The organism is Metabacillus indicus LMG 22858 (genome assembly GCF_000708755.2).
Lineage (GTDB): Bacteria > Bacillota > Bacilli > Bacillales > Bacillaceae > Bacillus_P > Bacillus_P indicus.
Window position 1 is genome coordinate 445,067 of sequence record NZ_JGVU02000006.1, and the last position, 20,061, is coordinate 465,127.

The following is a 20,061-nucleotide window of genomic DNA, read 5'->3' on the forward strand; positions in this document are numbered from 1 at the left end:
ACAGCGGGATAACGTGCTAAAGAGATAAAGCGGTTATGTTAGTTTTAGCATTGCAGGTGGAATTTAGTCTGCGGTGCGCGGATTTGTGTGGAGGATGCCGGTGCTTTCGGTTAACAGGTCATTTCTTTTCCAGTACTGCTTTTCTTTTTCTCACGCCAACTGCGCTGCGCTTTCAAGCCTGCATATCCGGCAGTAATGATCACAAAGCCTGCAAGGAGCAGCGTTTGATAATCTGTAATTGTTTTGATGATTGTTTCCGTATCGCCATCATAAAAATGGCCGATACTCAAAAATAGAAAAGTTGTAGGGGCAATCCCAGCCATGGTCAGCAATGAATACTGGCGAAGATTCATATTTGAAGCGCCAGCTAGGAAAGGTACGACATTTCCTAAATGAAGGGGACTAGAAATAACGACACTCCAAATTCCATATTTGCTGAAATTGGCTTTTGCTTTTTCCAGACCGATTCTGTTCCGAGGGCTTAATCTGTTCTCGAATGAGTGTCCCAGTTTGTATCCGATGAAAAAAGGAATGTAGCTGCCTGCTGTATAAAGGAAGCTTCCGATGAGCGAAATTCCTGCAATTTCGAGCCAGGACAATTCTAAAATGAAGCCTATTGTTACCATAAAAAAGGTTCCGATAAAGGGAAAAGCACTTCCTTCAATGAATAAGGAAAGGAGCACACCCCATATACCCCAGTCTTCTGCGTGACTCACGATTGTTTGCGTCATACCTTCTAGCTCCTGCCGTTTTAGTATGCTTTAATCATAGAGGTATTTTTAATGATCAAACAACGGCTGGAGAAGCAATTTCGGCTGCGTCTTGGGACTTAGAAGGAGCGCACCTTTTTTGGCTACCCTTATTCCACTCGCTCTATTTTATAAGACAGCGTTTCTTCCTTTTGCTACCCCATATTCTGCTCACTCCGATTTATAAGGCTGCATTCCTTGCTTTTGCTACCCCATATTCTGCTCACTCCAATTTATAAGGCAGCATTTCTTCCTTTTGCTATCCCATATTCCGCTCACTCCGATTTATAAGGCTGCATTTCTTCCTTTTGCTACCCTATATTCCGCTCACTCCGATTTATAAGGCAGCATTTCTTCCTTTTGCTACCCTATATTCCGCCCACTCCGATTTACAGGGCAGCATTTCTTCCTTTTGCTACCCAATATTCCGCTCCACCCAATTTATAAGGTACCAAAGTCCACAAAAAAAACAGCCGCCCCCCACAGGGACAACTGCCTCATTTGTCTTATGATAGTTTTGAACGAAGATACGCATCGATAAACGGATCGAGGTCTCCGTCCATGACTCCCTGCACGTTTCCGCTCTCGGTGCTTGTGCGGTGGTCTTTGACAAGAGAGTACGGGTGGAACACGTAGGAGCGGATCTGGGAGCCCCAGCCGATTTCCTTTTGTTCGCCGCGGATCTCGTCAAGCTCGGCCTGCTGCTCGTCAAGCTTGAGCTGGTAGAGCTTTGCTTGAAGCATTTTCATTGCGCGCTCGCGGTTTTTGATCTGGGAGCGCTCTGTTTGACAGGATACAACCGTGTTAGTCGGCAAATGCGTAATACGGACGGCGGAATCCGTCGTATTGATGTGCTGACCGCCGGCGCCGCTTGCACGGTACGTGTCAATTTTCAGGTCCTCTGTACGGATGTCGATTTCGATTTCATCATTGAATTCCGGCATGACTTCGCAAGATACGAATGACGTATGACGGCGGCCAGATGAATCAAACGGCGAAATCCGGACAAGACGGTGAACGCCTTTTTCCGCTTTCAAGTAGCCGTAGGCGTTGTGGCCTTTGAATAGAAGCGTGACGCTTTTGATTCCCGCTTCATCACCTGGAAGGTAGTCAAGAGTTTCCACTTTGAAGCCCTTCTTTTCGCCCCAGCGCGTGTACATGCGGAGAAGCATTGAACCCCAGTCCTGGGACTCTGTTCCGCCTGCTCCCGGGTGAAGCTCAAGGATCGCGTTATTCTTGTCATGCGGTTCACTTAATAGAAGCTGAAGCTCATAATTGCTCATCGCTTCAGTCAGCTCGGCAATTTCACTTTCAAGCTCTGCATGAAGATCGGCATCAGGCTCTTCTTTTAAAAGTTCGTGCGTGATTTCGAGGTTTTCATGCGTTTCGCTCATTTCTGTGAACTGAACAACTGCCTCTTTCAGCATATTGCTTTCGTTAATAACGGTTTGTGCTTCGTTTTGGCTGTCCCAGAAGTTCGGGTGGGACATCATTTCATCTAGCTCCTGAATGCGAGCCTGTTTACGGTCGAGGTCAAAGAGACCCCCTAAAAGCCGCTAATTTCTTAGCCATTTTTTCAAGTTCGTTTCGAATTTCTGCAAGTTCCATATTCATTCTCCTCTAAAATGGGGTAAAGAGAGGCAAAGTGCCCCTCTTTGAAAAATTATTTTCCGCTGCCGCAGCAGTTTTTGTATTTCTTTCCGCTTCCGCATACACATGCGTCGTTGCGGCCGATTTCCATCTGCTTCTTAACCGGCTTTTTCTTAGGCGCCTCGTCTCCCTCTTTCGGGTGAACCGCCTGCTGGCCTTTAGCAACTTCCTCACGCTGAAGGTTGTTTCTGATTTCTGCTTTCATGATGTATTTTGCAGCATCCTCTTCAATCGATGCAATCATGCTTTCAAACATCGCAAAGCCTTCCATTTGATACTCGCGGAGAGGATCTGTCTGGCCGTACGCACGAAGGTGAATACCCTGGCGCAGCTGATCCATGGCATCAATGTGATCCATCCATTTCGTATCAACCGCACGAAGAAGGATGACCTTTTCAAACTCGCGCATCTGCTCTTCTCCGAATGCCTCTTCTTTTTCATTGTAGCGGGCTTTCGTTTTCTCAAGCACAAGCTCTGAAATCTCTTCGGATTCTTTTCCTTTAAAGTCATTAACTGTGAATGTGCCTTCTTCAAGGAGGTTGGCATTCAGGTAGTCAATCAGCCCTTCAAGGTTCCAGTCCTCAGGAAGCTCTTCCCTTGGCGTGTACATCGCAACCACACGTTCAACTGTTGATGTAACCATGCTTTCAACAATCGCACGCAGATTTTCAGAGTCAATCACGTCAAAGCGCTGCTTGTAAATAACTTCACGCTGTTGGCGAAGAACGTCATCATATTGAAGAAGCTGTTTACGAGCGTCAAAGTTGTTGCCCTCAACGCGTTTTTGCGCAGATTCAACAGCTTTCGTAACAATTTTACTTTGAATCGGCTGTGAATCATCCATGCCCAGACGATCCATCATCGCCATCATGTTTTCAGAGCCGAAGCGTCTCATCAGTTCATCTTCCATAGATAGGTAGAACTGAGTCACACCAGGGTCTCCCTGACGTCCGGAACGTCCGCGAAGCTGGTTATCGATGCGTCGTGATTCATGGCGTTCTGTTCCGATAACAGCCAAACCGCCAAGCTCCCTTACACCAGGTCCAAGCTTGATGTCCGTACCGCGTCCCGCCATGTTTGTCGCAATCGTAACCGAACCCTGATGGCCGGCATTCTCGATGATTTCCGCTTCTCTTTCATGGTTTTTCGCATTCAGCACGTTATGTGGAACACCTTTTTTCTTCAAAAGCCTTGAAATAAGCTCAGACGTTTCTACCGCAACCGTACCGACAAGAACCGGCTGGCCGGCAAAATAACGCGTCGTTACATCATCAACAACGGCTTTGAACTTGCCTTCCATAGAACGGTACACAAGATCTGCACGGTCATCACGCACCACATCGCGGTTTGTTGGAATCGCCACAACCTGCATGTTGTAAATGTTGCGGAACTCCTCTTCCTCCGTCTTCGCTGTACCTGTCATACCTGAAAGCTTTTCGTACATGCGGAAGTAGTTCTGGAATGTGATCGTTGCAAGTGTCATGCTCTCGTTCTGAATCTCAAGGCCCTCTTTCGCCTCGATTGCCTGGTGGAGACCATCGCTGTAGCGGCGGCCTTTCATTAAGCGGCCCGTGAACTGGTCAACGATGACAACATTGCCGTCTTCAACAACGTAATCAACGTCATTGTGCATCACAACGTGGGCTCTTAATGCCATATTAATATGATGGTTGAGAGACACATGTGTTAAATCGAACAGGTTTTCAATATTAAAGGCTTTCTCTGCTTTTGACATTCCGTCTTCAGTCAGCTGCACACCTTTTGTTTTTTCATCGAACGTATAGTCCTCATCGCGCTTCAATGAACGGACAAAACCGTTAGCCTGTACATAAAGCATCGTGGACTTTGCAGCAGACCCCGAAATGATTAACGGCGTACGCGCCTCGTCAATCAGGATGGAGTCAACTTCATCAATAACCGCATAATGAAGCGGACGCTGAACCATCTGCTCTTTGTAAAGAACCATGTTGTCGCGCAAGTAGTCAAAGCCAAGCTCATTGTTTGTGGAATACGTAATATCCGCCGCATAGGCAGCACGCTTTTCCTCTTTGGAAAGACCGTTTGAATTGAGTCCGACAGTCAGGCCGAGAAACTCATACAGCTTGCCCATCTCAACAGCATCACGGCTTGCAAGGTATTCATTGACCGTCACAACGTGAACGCCTCTCCCGGAAAGAGCATTCAAATAAACAGGCATCGTGGAAGTCAGTGTTTTACCTTCCCCTGTTTTCATCTCGGAAATATTCCCTTCGTGAAGAGCGATACCCCCCATCAGCTGAACCGGGTACGGATAAAGTCCGAGCACTCTCTTTGAAGCCTCGCGCACAACCGCAAAAGCCTCTGTCAAAAGATCATCCGTGCTTTCGCCTTTGGCAACGCGCTCTTTAAATTCCTGCGTCTTCGCCTTCAGCTCTTCATCAGAAAGCCTCTCCATGTCACCTGCTAAAGATTCTATTTGATTCGCCATTTTTTCGTATCTATTCAATGCACGTTTATTAAAATCAAACACCTTATTTAAGATTCCAAGCATTCTAAACGCTCCTCTGTTAGTGAAGTGCCATACGTGAAGCTACTCATAGGCAGGATAATTATCCGTCCTGCAAAACTACCTTCTATTTTACCATATATTAAATAATATCAACAGTTTATCCTGTTTCAAAGCGAAAAACCGTTCTCCATCAACTTTTTTAAAACATCGTCTTCAGGTTTGCTGAAGAAGCTTATGTATTTTTAAAAAAGAAAACAAAAAAATCCGGCATGGCCGGAATACCCTTCTATGTATCCTTTTATAGAAGATCAGCGGAGGAACTGCTTTTCTGTTCTGCAGAAACATTCTTGGTTATCACTTGCAGATTCTCATGCATTTTGAACATGACAATTAACAGCTCACAGTAGATCCTGATGACAAAGGGACCAAACAGCAGTGTCAAAAGCCCGGCAAACACCTGAGCTCCACCCCCGAAATCAGCGCTCGCTCCTGTTGCAATCGAGATAAATCCTGCGATGATGCTGAGGGCCGATCCCACATAAAAGATAACTGTAATGATAGTGGGGGTAATCATTTTATTGAATTTTAAAAAGTCCTGCATGTTTATCTCCTCCTTCTCTAGAGCATATGACTTTAGAATCATTGAATATGTCTTATTAAAGTAAAAATATGTAAATTAGAACAAATGAAAAGCAGCCTCTTCAATGAGAGACTGCCTGATGGTGTATTTATTCAGTCGGTTCAATAATCGCGTACTTGCCGTCTTTACGCTGATACACAACGTTTGTTGTGTTTGTTTCAGCATTTGTAAAGACGAAGAAATTATGACCGAGCATGTTCATTTGAAGAATGGCTTCTTCGCTGTCCATCGGCTTTAAGTTAAAGCGCTTTGTGCGGACAACCTGGATCTGGTCTTCTTCTTCCTGAACGGCTGTCTGGGTCTGTGCCCCTTCAGCTTCTTCTGTGCCTGCTGCAAACATGAATTTAGGTGATCCCTGCTCGCGCAGCTTGCGGTTGACTTTTGTTTTATGTTTACGGATCTGACGCTCGAGCTTGTTTGTCACAAGATCGATGGCAGCGTACATATCCTCGTTATATTCCTCAGCACGCAACACTAGATTGGTCATGGGAATGGTTACTTCAATTTTTGATTCCTGATCGCTGTAGAATTTCAAATTTACGTTTACGTTTGCTTCAACTGAATCCTCAAAATAGCGTTCCAGTTTGCCGATTTTCTTCTCGACATACTCTCTTAATGCTGGAGTTACCTCAATGTTTTCGCCTCTGACGTTATAATTCAAAATGAACTCCTCCTTTGTTAAGGATATGTAAACTTAATTCTTCCTTTCCCTTTAGAATTCCTGCTGAAACGTAAAAATAATGTTAAAACAATGTGAAATTTGTTGAAGTTTGCGGTTCAGAAGGAAAGGATGTGAATAGAGTATGCGAGGGTGGTTTGATTTATTCTGTGAAAAAAAAGACTGATTTTATGAAATCGTACCCGTTCCCTTGCGCTCCAGTCACTTGCTTTCCGCGGGGAGTGCCGGGAGCCTCCTCGGCCAGCCTGCGGGGTCTCCCGTGCCCTCTTTATCCCGCAGGAGTCAAGTGCCTTCCGCTTCAGTACACTTATACATCTTCCATTACAACCACTCCTAATAAAAAACAAAAATCCCGTCCTTATTCTGGCGGGATCAGTGAAGCAGGTATGGGAGCAGGCATGTTTGGATGTCTCTCTTCCAGGCTGTATAGAGATGGGATAATCTTTTTAAATAGGCATGGAAAAGGTGGGACCCGCCTTCTGGCGCCGGTCTTAGTTCTTCGAGCATGTCATCAAAGAGAAGAATGGCCTTTTGGAGATCTGGATTGCTGCGGGCCGCATGCATCATGGAGCTGTGAACGGCATCCACCTGTATGAAGGCGTCCATCAGATCGTCCATAATCTGCTCGCGATTTGTATATTCCATGCTTTCATAGCTTTTGATCAGATAATAAAAACACTCTTCGATTGTGTTCAGCAGCTCATTATAGGAAAGGAAAAGCTCGTAATCGCTTTGAGTTATGGCGTCACTTGCGCTTATCATAATACATTCCGTCAATGGCTGTGCTCTGGTAGGGGTTTGCATATTTCTGGCCGGAGGCTTTTTGCAGCTTCAATTTTGTCATATCTTCTTTAATCTCATTCTGCACAGCTTTCAGTTTTTCATGGATAACCGCGTTCCATTCCGTGATTTCTTTTCCCAGCTGTTTTTCCTGCTGGGTGTATGGCGGCTTCAGGTTTGAGATCAGCACTTCCCGCTGTTCAATCCACTGCTGGATGTTCAGGATGTAGCTGTCCCTCATGTCCTTTTGCTGTGAGCCGTTCACTTCACTCAGCAGCTGGTGAGTAAGCTGATGCAGTTTTTCAACAGCGCTCATCAGATCGGGCCGCCCTGTCCGAACTGCTGCCTGCGGGCGGATTGGATGACCTGTTTCCACGCATCGCGGAATTCGGTTACATATCCCTCTGCTTCAGAGAGAATCTCCGGATCATTTGAGATATTCGCTTCTACGAGCCTGCGGTTGATGTATTCATACATCTGCATCATCGACCCGGAAACCTCAGCTTCAGGGTTCAATGTAATCATCAATTCTTGAATAATGCGCTGCGCCTTTTGAAGATTGATGTTTTTTTCCTGAACCTGTTTCTGTTCCATCGCTGTTCGTGCCTGTTTAATAAATTTGAGGCAGCCGTTATAAAGCATCAGTGTCAGCTCGCCTGGAGATGCCGTGCTTACTGAATTCTGCTGGTACGCCTGATAAGGATTTGTCAATGCCATCGTGTTAACTCCTTTTTTAGCCGAATTGCTGCATTAAATAACTCATTTGTTCGTTGGATCGCTGAATCGCTTTTTCCATCGCCGTAAACTGCGCCCAGTAGCGATCCTCTACTTGCGTCAGCCTGTCTTCAAAACGCGTGATCTGATTATCAATGGATGAGAGATTTCTCCCGATCGTAAATTGCTGGCTTGTGGAACTGGACGTGCCTGCTTTGGCATTAAGCTTGTCCATCGTTGTTTTTAAATTGTCATACAGGTTGGTAACAATCCCTTTTTCTCCGCTCGTCGGGCCATTGCTTGTGAACAGCTTCTCTACGCCTTCCGGATTTTCTTCAATTGCTTTTTTCAGCTTGGCCTCATCAATAATAAGCTTTCCGCCCTCCCGATAGTTCGTGGAGGTCGTGATTCCGATATTGGAAAGATGGGTAAAAGATGTGCCTGATGCTGAAGACAGCGTTGAAGAGAAATCTGAGCGCATCTGGCTGAGAGTACTTGTCAAAATCGAGTCTTTTCTGAGCATCCCGCTCTTCGCCTTTTCATCCCACTGCTCCTGCTGCTTGTCAGACAGAGCTTCGCGTTCTTCGTCAGAAAGCGGCTGATAGTCGCGGTAGCGGGTTTCATCTGTTTTCGTCTGGATTTTGGCAATGGTTTCGTTGTAAAGGGTGACGAATTTTTTGATGTTGTCAAAAACGGCATTTGTATCGTTTGTCACATTAATGGCGACAGGCGGTTCTGCAGCCGTGAACGTGTTTTTCAGGGTAAAGGTAACCCCGCTCATTTCAAACGTGTTGGACGTCCGCTCTGTTTCAAGTCCGTTGATCGTGAACTTCGCGTTTTGCCCGCCCGTTTCTGTGCCTGAGCCAAATCTCAGGACGTTATTCAGGAAGCCCGCGGATGTAATGATTTCATTTCCGGCTTTGTTAAAATCACCGGTTTCTTTTCTCGTCAGTGTAATCTTGTCTGAGAAAGAATCATACAGGGCCGTCACGCCGAGAGAAGATGAATTGATTTTTGCAAAGACGTTGTTCAATGATTCTGTGCCCTGAATCAGGAAGTTCTCTTTTTTGAGACCTGCTGAAGTATGGGTCTGCATGTCAAAAGAGAAGTACTGGTCTGTACTCTCAATCACGTAATCCGCTTTGATGACGCTTCCTTTTTTGATCGTTTCGCCGAACATCAGGTTGCCGTCTGTATCAAGTGCAGCTTCTCCCGCTTGAGGAGTACCCGTCACAAGCTTAAAAGATTTTCCGTCCACTTTGATAATCGCGTCTTTATCAACATTTTTCAGCACTTGCCCGGTTTCAAGTGTCAGCTTAAATGACGTCCCGTCAGCCGCGGCAGTGACTGCCTGATTTTTAACGGTTCCTGTCTGCCAGTTGAAGTTCGTGTTGGCAAACGAATCTTTTATATCCTGGAGAGCTTTGGACGGGTCGACCTTTTGGCCGGATGCAGAGATAGCTCCGGCATTCACCTTCGTCGCTGCCGTTGCAAGCTGATCTACTTTCGAGATGCTGTAGGACGCCTGGCTCGCTGCACTGGTTGCAGTGGCTGTCACCTTATCGGCATTGGAGCTGTTCGTCGTCCGTGCCCGGTAGTTGCTCGAGAGCTTCATATCAAACGCAGCATTCCGGAATGAAAACAGCAGGCTGTTCATCTCGCGGTAGCCGTCGCGCTGCCACTCAAGCACCTGCTTGTTCTGCTTCAGCTTATCAAGCGGCATTCTCTCCGCCTTCATCAAATCTGCCACGAGCGAATCAATGTCCATTCCGCTCGCCAAACCGCCGATTCTGACCATGTACCTTCACCTCTCTAAATTTTCTTATCTACTACAAATCCCAGGAACTCCGTTAATGCTGCGTACAAATCCAGCATCTTCTTCGACGGAATCTCCCGGACAATTTCCTTCGTCTGACTGTCTACCACCGTCACATAATACTCATTCAGCTTCTCATGCAGCTGAAACTGAATCGACGTATTCGCCGGCTGTAGAAACTCATTGATGCTGATCACCGCTTTTTCAATCTCTTCTTTCGGAAAAGCAGGAATATATTCTTCTTTACTTCCTTCTTGTATGGTTACGGGCTTCGTGTCAATTTCTGAGATGCGCGGACCAGGCTGGGATGACATTTTCTCAATCATCATGATGGGTCGCTCCTTGGATAAATGTTCTATTGGTTATATCGGAGGGATTGGGGAGATTTGAAGGTTTGGGGAGTTAAAATTGGGCTTAAATGTTTTGCAATTTTGGAGAAAAATTGCAAGCAGAAAAGACCCTAGCTGGGCTAGAGTCTTTGATCCAATTAACGAAGTAATTGAAGAACACCTTGTGGTTGTTGGTTGGCTTGCTTTGCCGCTATGCCTTTCGGTCATAGAATAGACTATATCTTCACCCTGATCATTCAGGGGCTGGGCACTTCGAACAGTTTGCACTGCCCTACGAGATTCATAATCATAGCTTGCGCCGTAGACCGTCTTCTCTAGTCGTTGAACCTTCTCCAGAGTTTCCTCCCAGGAGCTTGGCTGCTGATTATCCATTGTGTGATCTTCATCATTTTCATACCTTCACGCTGACCGTTTCCAGTTACGTTGTGGTTGAGGAAGCTTTAGGAAGTTCCAGCAATTCACCCAGTTATACTCTAGTTCGTTACCAAACTAGACGCCCTTCAATCATTATCTCAAGAGTTGTAAAACCCCTTGAGGCATCTGATTGGATTGAGCCAGCATTGCTTGTGCTGCTTGAGAAAGAATAGAATTCTTTGTTTGGTTCATCATTTCTTTCGCCATCGTGCGAACATTTACTTTCATAAATGACCAGACTATATCTTCACCCTCATATTTTCAAGTAGGGGTCGGGCACTTCGGATTCACAATGCTGATGATACATTGCTTCACCTATGGATTTCATCATCATAGCATTCGCCTTAGATGGTATATCCTAGTCGTTGAACCTTCTCCACTCTTTCGAGACAGGAGCTTGGCTGCTGATTGCCCAATCTTTTCTTTTGTCAAACCATCACGCTTGTCGTTTCCAACTACGTTTTGGTAAGAAAAGCTCTAAGGGGTTTCCAGCAATTCACCCGATAATACTCACTAGCCGTTACCAGCCAGGACGACTGTGCTTGTCACTGCTCTTAGGCAGCTAAAGCATAATCTACGTCACGGATACGAGATTCCGCAGCAGTTAGGTTTTCAGAAGATGTTCCTAGGTTGTTGATTGTGTGTTCTAGACGGTTTTGGTAAGCACCTAAACGAGAACGTTCTGCAGAAACTGAAGCAATAGCTTGGTCAACAACTTTAATTGCTGCACTTGCTTTGGTTGAGCTTGAAAGGTCTAAAGCATATTCTGGGGTTCCAGATGCGCTAGCATCTGTTAATTGATTAGTTGCACCAGTTGCAGTGAAACTAGCACCTGTAACCGCATCATTTGAATCAATACCAGTTGCAGTTGCACCACCAGTAGTTCCTGAAACTCCTAGAGCAGCAGAACGCATATCATTAATTTCCACTGAGAATTGTTGCCCTTGGTTAGCACCGATTTGGAGAGAAACTGCTCCACCTGGAGTAGCAGGGCTTCCTGGAGTTGCTGTTACCTCAGCATTTAGAGAATAAGTGAATGAATCTCCAGTTGTAGCACTTGCAACACTACTTACATCAACAGTCATACCATCTGTTGTAAAAGTTGTTGTGCCTCCACCAATTGCTGCATCTGTAAGAGCGTCAGTTACCCCACCATCAATTGAATAACCAGTAGCCGTTTTTTCTACAGTAAGAGTGGTGTTAGTAGCACCTGAATATGTTCCTTGTAGTGTCATATTACCTGTTGCCATGTTACCAACATCAGCTGTCATGTTTGTTGCTGAAGATAGAGTAGTAGCTGGTGAGCCTGGATTAGCTGGTACTGCTGGTGAACCGGCTCCAGTTTTTGTACCATTTAATAATTTTTGAGTATTAAACTCTGTAGTATTTCCAATCCGATTGATTTCAGAAGTTAATTGGTTCATTTCTTTCTGAATTTCACCGCGGTCAGCAGTTGTATTGGTATCGTTCGAAGCTTGAGTAGACAATTCTTTCATCCGTTGTAGGATACTGTGTGTTTCATTTAAAGCTCCTTCAGCGGTTGCAATTAAAGAAATACCATCTTGAGCATTTTTAGAAGCCATGTCTAAACCGCGAATTTGCCCACGCATTTTCTCAGAAATCGCAAGTCCAGCTGCATCGTCACCAGCACGGTTGATACGCTGACCAGAAGCCAATTTTTCCATTGATTTAGATTGAGCAGCAGAAGCACTGTTCAACTTATTATAAGTATTTAAAGCCGCAATATTATGATTAATTCTCATTACAAATTTCCTCCTTGAAATGGTTGTTTTCTTCCACGTCCTTGTGGAAGGTGTCAGACTGGGCCGAGCCGGCCGTCTGCAGCCCTGCCTGACACTTTTTATATCGACAGGGAGAGGTATTGTTTAATAGAAGAGGGAAAAAAATCATAAAAAAACCTCAAGCTAATGTGCTTAAGGTTATCTGTTTCTTAGCTGTGATAAGAGGTCGAGTGTTACGTCCGCCGCTTTGTTGTTTTCTTCCTGGATGGAAAGGTAGATTTCTTTCCGGTGGATTTCGATGTGTTTTGGGGCGTTGATGCCAATTTTGACCTGGTCGCCTGAGATGGAGATGACGGAGATCTCGATATCGTCGCCGATTTTGATGGCTTCCCCTGTTTTTCTTGTGAGTACGAGCATCAGGCTTCCTCCCACAGGCGGTGTTTGGTTGTGTAGTCTGTTCCACTCAGGATGAGCTGCTTGCCTGTTTTTTGTTTTCGGTTGATGATGACCGGTCCCTGGAGATTGGCGGTTGAAGCATTGAAGGGATCTGTTACGGTCAGGATGACATAGACTTCAACGTCTTTTTCACTTTCAATGGACAGGGCTTCTTTTGAGGCTTCGTCTATCTCAAATTCATAGTTTTTGAAAAAGAAAAACGGACTTGTGACGACGAAGGCAGTGGACGGGCTCTGAACTGACTGAAGAATGAAAAAGGAGGAATCCTCTTCAAGCGGCAAGAGGATAAACGAGCTTTCATCCAAAAAGCCGGGTATGCCATGCTCGAACTTCAGTTTTTCGCCTTCATCAACATCGACCGTTCCGTGGTACTTCGTTTTGAAAACCATGCTTCACGTTCCTTTCTGTTAAATGACAAAATCAATTTTCAGCTGATTTCTCTCAGCGAGATGAATGTTCACGTCTCCGGCCTCATAGTCTATGACCGGCTTATTAGGCGTGCTTTCAATGACGGGTTCATTCGTCTTCACATCAATCTCAACCTCTGCAGGCTGATAGGCAAGCTTCACACTGAAATGCGACGGGATAAAGCCGATGTTGAATTGCTTCTCCGGGCGCCCGCTGTTCGTCTTTGCCTGGGCAGTCAGAGGACGGCCGCCGTTTTCAATCCGCATCTGCTCATCACCCTGCCTGATGCGTCTTGCAATTCCGGAGAGAACATCCTGCCTGCCCATATCGGCAGCTTCTTCGATGCGCTTTGAAATATGCTTCAAATCGACATCTTCCCGCGCTTTGGTCTGGTCAATTGTGAGCTTGCCCGGTGTGGTCCGGATGGACAGCTCTGCCTTCGGCTGCTGAATGGAAAGGTCAGCTGGCTTCTGTTCAATGGAGAGCTTAGCGTTCACCGTTTCGATTCCGATTTTGGTAAACCTGCTCTCAAGTCTGATTTGAGGAATGTTCATTATTTCACTCCTAGTAAAAAAGCTATCTCTCTAAAAGATAGCTTTATCGTAAAAAGTCCATAAGCGTAGGCTGAATGATTCTCGCACCGACTGAAAGGGCAGCTCTGTGTAGGCTTTCCTGAGCGGTGAGACTCATGATGACTTTCTCAAGGTCTGCGTCTTCGTTTTCTGAAAGAATACGAGTAGACACAACCTCCTGCTTCATCACCCGGTCTTCGATCAGCTCAAGACGGTTGTACCGTGCGCCAAGCTCCGCGCGTTCAGCGGTCATGGCGTCCATTTTCCCGTCAAGGTCTGAAAGCAGTCCGTCCAGGCCGGACGCATCACCTGATGACATTGCTTTTTCAATCGATCCAACTACCGCAAACAAGTCTTCGCTGAATACGTTATCTGAATTGATATTCGCTTTTAATGAAACCCCTTTTGACACTTCTACTTCAAACGGAGATTTATCAACGAGAACGGTTACCGTACCGTCATCATTCAGTGTCACTGGAGCCTTTTTCGTTTCCGTTCCGTTGAAAATGTAATTCCCCGCTACCTTGGTATTGGCTGACCCGACCAGGTCCTCTTTCAGCTGCTTGATTTCAGCGCCGATCGCTTTAAGGTCCTCCGGGCTGTTTGTGCCGTTGCTTGCCTGCACGACAAGTTCACGGACACGCTGCAGAACCTGTGTGCCCTGCTCTATGCCCGCTTCTGAGTTCTCCATCCACTGATAGGCTTCGGAAATGTTTCGCTGGTATTGTTCAACTTCCGTCAGGTTTGTGCGGTAGTGCATGCCTTTCATGGCAACGACCGGATCATCTGATGGTCGGTTGATCTTTTTGCCCGTGGCCAGCTGATCCTGATATGTCCCCATTTTCTCATAGCTTTTACTTAAGTTGCGGAGAGAATTGGCTGCAATCATACTTTGTGTGACGCGCATGGTTTTTCACCTACCTTCTTAATCCGTTGATAATGGTGTCAAGCATCTCATCCTGCAGCGAGATCATTTTCGCCGAAGCATTATAGGCATGCTGAAACTGAATCATATTTGTCATTTCTTCATCGAGTGACACAGCACTAACCGACTGGCGGCGCTGGTCAACAGCCGACCGGAGGACATCTGTGTTGCTTGAAAAGCGGTTTGCTTCCTGGGCATCAACAGCCATTCCGCCAATAAGACTTTCGTAGAAGTCCTGGATGGTCGTCGTTTTTCCGCCAATGAAAAACGTCTGATTTTTCACTTCGGCAAGTGCCAATGCATTTTTTCCGTCTCCGATGTTTCCATTGGAGGAGGCTGCGATGTTGTCGGTCGAATCGAGAATGTCCTGGTGCAGCTGAATAAGGGCAGCGGCACCTTCAGGAGGATTTGTCAGGCTGCCGAGATCAAAGAATGGTGAGCTGCTTGTTCCGCCCTCTTCAATTCTTTTAATACTATGGCCTGCTTCTTGAACTTTGTTTACCTCGATTGCAAAGCTGTAGGCAAGCTGGTCAAGCTGCTGAAGCATTTCCGGGTAAACTCCCTTAGCAGAACCGCCGTCATTGTATCCGTACGAATCAATTAAACTGCGGATCTTGCCCGCGCTGCCGAAATCTCTCACATCTAAAGCCGTCCCTCCGATCGAGACGGTATCAGCAAGGCCGTTTACAGAAGAATACCCGACGCTTATTTCATTCACTGCTTTCGTTTTGCCGTCTACTAGGGTCCCGAGTGATTTGCCTCCGGCGTCTACGATTTCAATAGAAACGGATCCTTCTGCAATCGAAAGTGCATTTCCTCCGCTTTTTTCATAGGAAATTTTCACGTTAGCCATCCCCGAAAGCTGATCAAGCAGACGATCCCGCTCATCGTACAAATCATTCGCCAGATAGCCGTGCGGCTCAACTTCCGAGATTTGCTTGTTGATGCTGTTAATCTGCTTTGCAAGTGAATTGATTTCTTTGAGAGAAACCTGGATTTCGCTTTTCAGCTCACCCTGAACTGCTTTTAGAGAAGTAGAAAGATAGTGGAACGTTTCCGCTACCGCTTTTCCTCTCTCGCGCACAACCGAACGGGCGCCTGCATTCGTCGGGTTTAGGGCCAGATCCTGCGTCGACTGCCAGAAACGGTCAAACGTTTTGGAGAGACCGGTCTCAGACGGTTCATTCATGATTTCTTCCATCTTCAGAAGAGCATCGGCGCGGGAATCCCAGTATCCACTTTTGTTGTTTTCATAGCGGAACTGCGTGTCCAGAAAGCTGTCGCGCACACGTTCAATTGTCCCTGCCTGAACGCCGGTTCCGGTTTGCCCCGGGATATGGGGGCGGTTGATGGATGCGTTCGGATAGGGCTCCGTCTGTTCAAAGTTCACACGCTGCCTTGTGTAGCCCGGCGTGTTGGCATTGGCAATATTGTGGCCTGTTGTATTAAGGGCGCTTTGCTGCGTAAACATTCCTCTTTTGGCAATTTCAAGACCTGAAAAAGTCGAGCGCATGGTTCATTCCTCCGAGCTTTATGCTTTTGAATCAAATAACGATTTTCGTTTCGGCTGAGCTGCTGCAGATAAGCCCGGAGGCTTGTAGGCCGGGGACTCTTCCTTAGGCATGAGCATATCAAGAGACAGGGAGACAAACTGAAGGGCCTGAACGGTCAGCTGCTGGTTCAGCTTGTTTGCCTGTTTCAGCTTGTCCATGACATCTGTCAGGTCGGATAAAAGCTGCTCAAACTGGACCTTGTCTTCTCCCTTTGCTTTTTCGATGCATGCCCACAGTGTCAGATCATGATCTCTGCCAAGATAGGCTGAGGTGAGCGGGATCCGCTCTTTCTCTGCAAGCTTAATAGCGCTTACGCAGATGTGTTCCTGCTTCAGGGTTTGCTGAAGCACAGCCAGATCTTCTTTTTTCAGGGCTTCTGTTTTGGCTTCGGCTAGCTTCAGAAGCTGCTGATTAAGCCTGAGAAGCTTCTCGAGTTTAAAAATTAACGGCTGTGCTGACACGGCAAATCCCCCTGGTTCTATTTCTTATAGTGATTAAAAAGGCTTTCGGCCACAGCTTTTGGATCAGGCTGGTAAGTGCCGCTTTCAATTTGTTTTTTCAGAGCTGCCACTTTTTCCTGTCTTGCGGCATCGATGCTGTTCTGCTGCTGAAGTTCTTTCGCTTTGGATGAGATCTCTACCTTATCCTGTTTCTGTGCAGCCTGCGGAAGCTGCTGTTTTTCCGCACTTCTTTGGTAGGGATTGATTGAAGCTGAATTCAGATGATTGATTTTCATCTCTTATCCTCCTCCATTCCTTTGATGATATCTTTATCGGCCCTTTTTGCCGGGCATTAACAGTCTTACTTGTTTTTGGGCTGAAAGGTATAGAAAGTCGCTTTCTCTTCTGTGACTTTCTGACGGCGTTCTTCCTCCCGCTCTAAGTCAAACAGCTGAGTTTTCAAGTCTTTTGAACATGTGAGGCACAGCTTGTTCTCCCTGATCAGCGTTCCGCATTTCTGGCACGGGTAGCCAAGATTCGGGAAATTGGCGAGCTGGATCTTTCCCTGTCTGATAAATTTCAGAATCAGGTCTTCAGAAACTCCTGTCTCCTCTGCCGTTGTGACCAGTGTAGCTGTCCGGTTCCTGCTTTGTTTTAAAAAGCTGTAAACCGCTTCGTAATGACGCTCTTCTTTTTTATGGCACGTATCGCATACTGTTTTAAACGGTGTTCTGACAAATAATGAGTAGCATTCCGGACAATTTGATAGTTCCACAATAATTCTCCTATCATTGTACTATATATCATTAATATCGGTTCGTTTTTGAAAACGTTTAGCCTCTGACGAGAGTTAAGGAGGAGACCTTTTTTGCACCGTTTTGAATCAGCACGTTTGCTGCATGCCTGATTGTCGTGCCTGTTGTGTAGATATCATCAATTAAAAGGATGTGTTTTGAGTGAATGTCTGAAGGGTTTTCGATAAAAAAGACATTTTCACTTTGGAGGCGTTCTTCGCGGGTTTTTTTGGATTGTTTTTCAAGATGTTTGCGGTTTAAGGGTGAAAGGACGGGGCGTCCGAGAAGTTCAGCGAGGAGGAGTGCCTGATTAAATCCGCGTTCATAAAGTCTTTGGCTGCTGAGAGGGACCGGAACGATGAGGCCGGCCTCTTTAAAGTTCTGAAGGAAAGCTTGGCGGAAGGAGTCTTGAAAGACGCGAACTAATGCTGCGTCACCCCTGTATTTGTACCTGGCGATGACATCTTTCATCCAGTCATTGTAGTGGTAAACCGAGCGGTTACTTGTGAGGACGGGGCCGAGTTCAGGGTCTGACTGCCACCTTTCACAGTCATAACAGGTTTGTTCATCTGCCTGAGGCCGGCCGCAGGTTCGACAGACCGGTCCTTCGATCAGAGTGAATTTATCAAAGCATTCTGAGCAGCATGCTTCTTCCTTTTCCAAGAAAAAAACGCTTCTCCACGTAACCGTTTGTGCAAGCTCTGCTGCGCAAATCAGACAAAGGCTCATTCTTCGCCTCTGCGGCAGCGCGGCATGTCAGATACCATTTTCGCCGACTCCGCGAGCTTGACGATCAGCGTCGTCATCTGCTGCTTGTCTATGAATTCCGCTTTGACGTAGGCGATTTTGCCGGCGTCTGTCACATATCTCGGCTGGACTCTGTTCAACACAAGCGCGAGCACGTCATTCAGGCATTCATCGCACGTGCAGCTCATCTGAAGAGCCTGCTTATATTCAAATAACAGGTCTGACATAATTTGTTCCATTGCATTAACAGCCAACTTCCTGTCCCCTTTCCTGCTGCTACTAACCGATTATGCCACAACGTAAAAATGTTGGATATATTTAACATGCTAAACAGTCAGAAAGTCACTTTCGAAGCTTCCGAATTCATCATCTCGATATGCTTTTTGGCACGAATCATGGCTTCTGTTTTCCCATAATGAAAAAAACGGACATCTCCATCAGGGTGTGCAGCGCTTCTGCCGACACGTCCTGCAATCTGGACAAGGGCACTTTCAGTAAAAATACCTGCTTCTGCCCCGAGCACCGCCGCATCCGAATTAGGAATGGTGACTCCCCTCTCTAAAATGGTCGTTGTCACAATGATTGGAATGGCGCCGTCTCTGAATTTCTGCACTTTTTCTTTTCGGTCCGGATCTTCTGCATGGACGCCTTCTATCGCTGTATGCTGTTCTTTCAGAATTCTCACAGCGTCCTTTAGAACAGGAATAGAGGGGACAAATAAAAACGCCTGTCTGTTTATGGCAAGACGGGCATTGACCCATTGCTGAAGCGGTTCAGGCAGTCTTTTTTTCTGAAGCGCCCGTTTATAATGCCCGCACCAGGTGAAGGAAGGAACAGGAAGCGGATGGCCGTGGTACCTTTGCGGAATTTTCACATGAAGGGTGATGGCTTCTCTAATTTTTTCTGAAGGGGTGGCGGTCAAGTAAATAAGGGAACTGTCAGGCTTTCTCGCTCTTGCTGCAGCAAACTGGAGTTTTTGGTCTGCTGAAAATGGAAAGGCGTCCACTTCGTCAATGATCAGAACATCAAATGCCGCGGTGAAGCGCATGAGCTGATGGGTCGTTGCGATCACGAGATCCGCTTCCTGGAAGCGTTCTTCACTTCCTCCGAACAGGGAGGCAATCTTCACTTTTGGAAAGGCAGCACGCAGTCTCGGAGTCAGCTCGAGGATGACATCCGTTCTCGGGGCAGCAAGGCAAACTTGTTTATTTTCTGATAAAGCTGCCTCTATTCCGTGAAAAAGCATCTCGGTTTTACCCGCTCCGCATACGGCCCAGAGCAGTAAATCCTGCTGATTTCTTACCGCATAAACCATTTGGTCTGATCCTTTTTGCTGAGCACTTGAAAGCCTGCCGTCCCACTTCAGGCCTGCAGATTCAGACTCGTTCTTTGGCCGGCACGGGCCTGTCCATTTGATGAGGGGCGTACATTCGCTTACTTTTCCCATTTGAATGCAGGCCCTGCAATAGGAGCAGCTTTCACCGCATCTCGCGCATGAAAAGGAATGAATCAGCCGGGGATCTTTATTTCCGCAGCGGTAGCAAACTCCGTCTTTGACACCATATTCATAGCTGACATAGCCATTTTCAGCATGCGATTGGATTAGGGCAATGGGGAAAGGAAGCTCATCAGGGAGCAGCAATCTGCCTTGAAGGTATGTTTGGAGGTCTTTGGAGTATAAAAATGATGGATTGGTTCGGCTAACACGGAGGCTGTGTTTGGCGACCTGAAGTCCTTCACTCACAATCTCTGTGGGTTTCAGCAATCCATTTACGACCGAAAACCTCACTCCTGATCGAACTTCGTTTTTTCAATTTTTCTGAAGCGCTTTTCTACACTGATTGGTGTCCTGTTCAGCTGCTGGGCAATATCACGGAATTTAACGTTCTGTTTTCTCAGGTCAACCAGCTTGCGGTCTTCCAGAGTTGTCCAGTGACGATATGACCGTTTTTGAATGTCAATTTCCTGCATATTATCTCTCCTCTAAATGGATATTGAAGTATACATATCCAAGTATGGGAATAAATGCAGGTATTGTCTAGTCCTGTCATAAAAAAAGTATTAAAAAAACTGAAATTTTCGGTGGGAATTTCGTCTTTTTTTCGTTGTATTTCGTTTACCGAAGTAAAAGAAAGGGGTCAGTC

Annotated in this window: 23 protein-coding genes and 1 pseudogene; all 24 read right to left on the reverse strand. The window is 46.3% G+C overall.

Going from position 1 to position 20,061, the window contains the following annotated elements:
• Positions 1-110 precede the first annotated feature (110 nt).
• Positions 111-731: a DedA family protein gene (locus AZ46_RS16700; RefSeq protein WP_029284702.1), complete on the reverse strand. Its 621-nt coding sequence runs from the start codon at positions 729-731 to the stop codon at positions 111-113.
• A gap of 524 nt (positions 732-1,255) precedes the next feature.
• Positions 1,256-2,357 (reverse strand): peptide chain release factor 2 gene (gene prfB, locus AZ46_RS16705; RefSeq protein ID WP_139015506.1). Its coding sequence is split into 2 segments (ribosomal slippage): positions 1,256-2,284 and positions 2,286-2,357, totalling 1,101 coding nucleotides; the frame shifts between segments, so codons are not numbered across the junction.
• 55 nt (positions 2,358-2,412) lie between these two features.
• Complete coding sequence (gene secA / locus AZ46_RS16710) at positions 2,413-4,929, reverse strand: preprotein translocase subunit SecA (protein WP_029284705.1); 2,517 nt, start codon at positions 4,927-4,929, stop codon at positions 2,413-2,415.
• Between the two features lie 256 nt (positions 4,930-5,185).
• The gene (locus tag AZ46_RS16715; RefSeq protein WP_081870219.1) at positions 5,186-5,488 is read right to left on the reverse strand and encodes a DUF4282 domain-containing protein; all 303 of its coding nucleotides are present in this window, start codon (positions 5,486-5,488) and stop codon (positions 5,186-5,188) included.
• Positions 5,489-5,615: 127 nt separating this feature from the next.
• Positions 5,616-6,188 (reverse strand): ribosome hibernation-promoting factor, HPF/YfiA family, encoded by a 573-nt coding sequence (gene hpf, locus AZ46_RS16720; RefSeq protein ID WP_029284709.1) that lies wholly within the window; start codon positions 6,186-6,188, stop codon positions 5,616-5,618.
• Positions 6,189-6,578: 390 nt separating this feature from the next.
• Positions 6,579-6,968: a hypothetical protein gene (locus AZ46_RS16725; protein ID WP_029284711.1), complete on the reverse strand. Its 390-nt coding sequence runs from the start codon at positions 6,966-6,968 to the stop codon at positions 6,579-6,581.
• Complete coding sequence (locus AZ46_RS16730; protein ID WP_029284713.1) at positions 6,952-7,302, reverse strand: flagellar protein FliT; 351 nt, start codon at positions 7,300-7,302, stop codon at positions 6,952-6,954. The genes AZ46_RS16725 and AZ46_RS16730 overlap by 17 nt, the downstream gene beginning before the upstream one ends.
• Entirely contained in the window at positions 7,302-7,703 is a 402-nt protein-coding gene (gene fliS, locus AZ46_RS16735) for a flagellar export chaperone FliS (protein WP_029284715.1), read from the reverse strand. The genes AZ46_RS16730 and fliS overlap by 1 nt, the downstream gene beginning before the upstream one ends.
• 16 nt (positions 7,704-7,719) lie before the next feature.
• The gene (locus tag AZ46_RS16740) at positions 7,720-9,498 is read right to left on the reverse strand and encodes a flagellar hook-associated protein 2 (protein WP_029284717.1); all 1,779 of its coding nucleotides are present in this window, start codon (positions 9,496-9,498) and stop codon (positions 7,720-7,722) included.
• A 14-nt stretch (positions 9,499-9,512) separates the two neighbouring features.
• The gene (gene flaG, locus AZ46_RS16745) at positions 9,513-9,845 is read right to left on the reverse strand and encodes a flagellar protein FlaG (RefSeq protein ID WP_152554765.1); all 333 of its coding nucleotides are present in this window, start codon (positions 9,843-9,845) and stop codon (positions 9,513-9,515) included.
• A 528-nt stretch (positions 9,846-10,373) separates the two neighbouring features.
• A pseudogene (locus AZ46_RS16755) lies at positions 10,374-10,490 on the reverse strand (flagellin); the annotation flags it as partial.
• Between the two features lie 344 nt (positions 10,491-10,834).
• Complete coding sequence (locus AZ46_RS22525; protein WP_029284726.1) at positions 10,835-12,043, reverse strand: flagellin N-terminal helical domain-containing protein; 1,209 nt, start codon at positions 12,041-12,043, stop codon at positions 10,835-10,837.
• A gap of 177 nt (positions 12,044-12,220) precedes the next feature.
• Positions 12,221-12,439, reverse strand: coding sequence for a carbon storage regulator CsrA (gene csrA, locus AZ46_RS16765; protein ID WP_029284728.1), 219 nt, complete (start codon positions 12,437-12,439; stop codon positions 12,221-12,223).
• On the reverse strand, positions 12,439-12,867 hold the full coding sequence (gene fliW, locus AZ46_RS16770; protein WP_029284730.1) for a flagellar assembly protein FliW: 429 nt from the start codon (positions 12,865-12,867) through the stop codon (positions 12,439-12,441). Before fliW ends, csrA begins: the two co-directional genes overlap by 1 nt.
• An 18-nt stretch (positions 12,868-12,885) precedes the next feature.
• Entirely contained in the window at positions 12,886-13,440 is a 555-nt protein-coding gene (locus AZ46_RS16775) for a DUF6470 family protein (RefSeq protein ID WP_029284732.1), read from the reverse strand.
• A gap of 43 nt (positions 13,441-13,483) precedes the next feature.
• Positions 13,484-14,365 (reverse strand): flagellar hook-associated protein FlgL, encoded by an 882-nt coding sequence (gene flgL / locus AZ46_RS16780; protein WP_029284734.1) that lies wholly within the window; start codon positions 14,363-14,365, stop codon positions 13,484-13,486.
• A gap of 10 nt (positions 14,366-14,375) precedes the next feature.
• Positions 14,376-15,896 (reverse strand): flagellar hook-associated protein FlgK, encoded by a 1,521-nt coding sequence (gene flgK / locus AZ46_RS16785; RefSeq protein ID WP_029284737.1) that lies wholly within the window; start codon positions 15,894-15,896, stop codon positions 14,376-14,378.
• A gap of 18 nt (positions 15,897-15,914) precedes the next feature.
• Positions 15,915-16,397: a flagellar protein FlgN gene (locus AZ46_RS16790; protein ID WP_029284739.1), complete on the reverse strand. Its 483-nt coding sequence runs from the start codon at positions 16,395-16,397 to the stop codon at positions 15,915-15,917.
• A 17-nt stretch (positions 16,398-16,414) separates the two neighbouring features.
• Positions 16,415-16,672, reverse strand: coding sequence for a flagellar biosynthesis anti-sigma factor FlgM (gene flgM, locus AZ46_RS16795; protein ID WP_029284741.1), 258 nt, complete (start codon positions 16,670-16,672; stop codon positions 16,415-16,417).
• A 65-nt stretch (positions 16,673-16,737) separates the two neighbouring features.
• Entirely contained in the window at positions 16,738-17,154 is a 417-nt protein-coding gene (locus tag AZ46_RS16800) for a TIGR03826 family flagellar region protein (RefSeq protein ID WP_029284743.1), read from the reverse strand.
• Between the two features lie 55 nt (positions 17,155-17,209).
• Positions 17,210-17,899: a ComF family protein gene (locus AZ46_RS16805; RefSeq protein ID WP_029284745.1), complete on the reverse strand. Its 690-nt coding sequence runs from the start codon at positions 17,897-17,899 to the stop codon at positions 17,210-17,212.
• Positions 17,896-18,171 carry a late competence protein ComFB gene (gene comFB, locus AZ46_RS16810; protein ID WP_029284747.1) on the reverse strand — a complete coding sequence of 92 codons (276 nt, stop codon included), beginning with the start codon at positions 18,169-18,171 and terminating at the stop codon, positions 17,896-17,898. Before comFB ends, AZ46_RS16805 begins: the two co-directional genes overlap by 4 nt.
• A gap of 80 nt (positions 18,172-18,251) precedes the next feature.
• Positions 18,252-19,706 carry a DEAD/DEAH box helicase gene (locus tag AZ46_RS16815; RefSeq protein WP_029284749.1) on the reverse strand — a complete coding sequence of 485 codons (1,455 nt, stop codon included), beginning with the start codon at positions 19,704-19,706 and terminating at the stop codon, positions 18,252-18,254.
• Entirely contained in the window at positions 19,703-19,888 is a 186-nt protein-coding gene (locus AZ46_RS16820) for a hypothetical protein (RefSeq protein ID WP_029284751.1), read from the reverse strand. Before AZ46_RS16820 ends, AZ46_RS16815 begins: the two co-directional genes overlap by 4 nt.
• Positions 19,889-20,061 lie beyond the last annotated feature (173 nt).

Coding starts and splice junctions, on each gene's coding strand:
- AZ46_RS16700 (WP_029284702.1), bottom strand. CDS start 731: ATGACGCAAACAATCGTGAGTCACGCAGAAGACTGGGGTATATGGGGT.
- secA (WP_029284705.1), bottom strand. CDS start 4,929: ATGCTTGGAATCTTAAATAAGGTGTTTGATTTTAATAAACGTGCATTG.
- AZ46_RS16715 (WP_081870219.1), bottom strand. CDS start 5,488: ATGCAGGACTTTTTAAAATTCAATAAAATGATTACCCCCACTATCATT.
- AZ46_RS16725 (WP_029284711.1), bottom strand. CDS start 6,968: ATGATAAGCGCAAGTGACGCCATAACTCAAAGCGATTACGAGCTTTTC.
- AZ46_RS16730 (WP_029284713.1), bottom strand. CDS start 7,302: ATGAGCGCTGTTGAAAAACTGCATCAGCTTACTCACCAGCTGCTGAGT.
- fliS (WP_029284715.1), bottom strand. CDS start 7,703: ATGGCATTGACAAATCCTTATCAGGCGTACCAGCAGAATTCAGTAAGC.
- AZ46_RS16740 (WP_029284717.1), bottom strand. CDS start 9,498: ATGGTCAGAATCGGCGGTTTGGCGAGCGGAATGGACATTGATTCGCTC.
- flaG (WP_152554765.1), bottom strand. CDS start 9,845: ATGATGATTGAGAAAATGTCATCCCAGCCTGGTCCGCGCATCTCAGAA.
- AZ46_RS22525 (WP_029284726.1), bottom strand. CDS start 12,043: ATGAGAATTAATCATAATATTGCGGCTTTAAATACTTATAATAAGTTG.
- csrA (WP_029284728.1), bottom strand. CDS start 12,439: ATGCTCGTACTCACAAGAAAAACAGGGGAAGCCATCAAAATCGGCGAC.
- fliW (WP_029284730.1), bottom strand. CDS start 12,867: ATGGTTTTCAAAACGAAGTACCACGGAACGGTCGATGTTGATGAAGGC.
- AZ46_RS16775 (WP_029284732.1), bottom strand. CDS start 13,440: ATGAACATTCCTCAAATCAGACTTGAGAGCAGGTTTACCAAAATCGGA.
- flgL (WP_029284734.1), bottom strand. CDS start 14,365: ATGCGCGTCACACAAAGTATGATTGCAGCCAATTCTCTCCGCAACTTA.
- flgK (WP_029284737.1), bottom strand. CDS start 15,896: ATGCGCTCGACTTTTTCAGGTCTTGAAATTGCCAAAAGAGGAATGTTT.
- flgM (WP_029284741.1), bottom strand. CDS start 16,672: ATGAAAATCAATCATCTGAATTCAGCTTCAATCAATCCCTACCAAAGA.
- AZ46_RS16805 (WP_029284745.1), bottom strand. CDS start 17,899: ATGAGCCTTTGTCTGATTTGCGCAGCAGAGCTTGCACAAACGGTTACG.
- AZ46_RS16820 (WP_029284751.1), bottom strand. CDS start 19,888: ATGCAGGAAATTGACATTCAAAAACGGTCATATCGTCACTGGACAACT.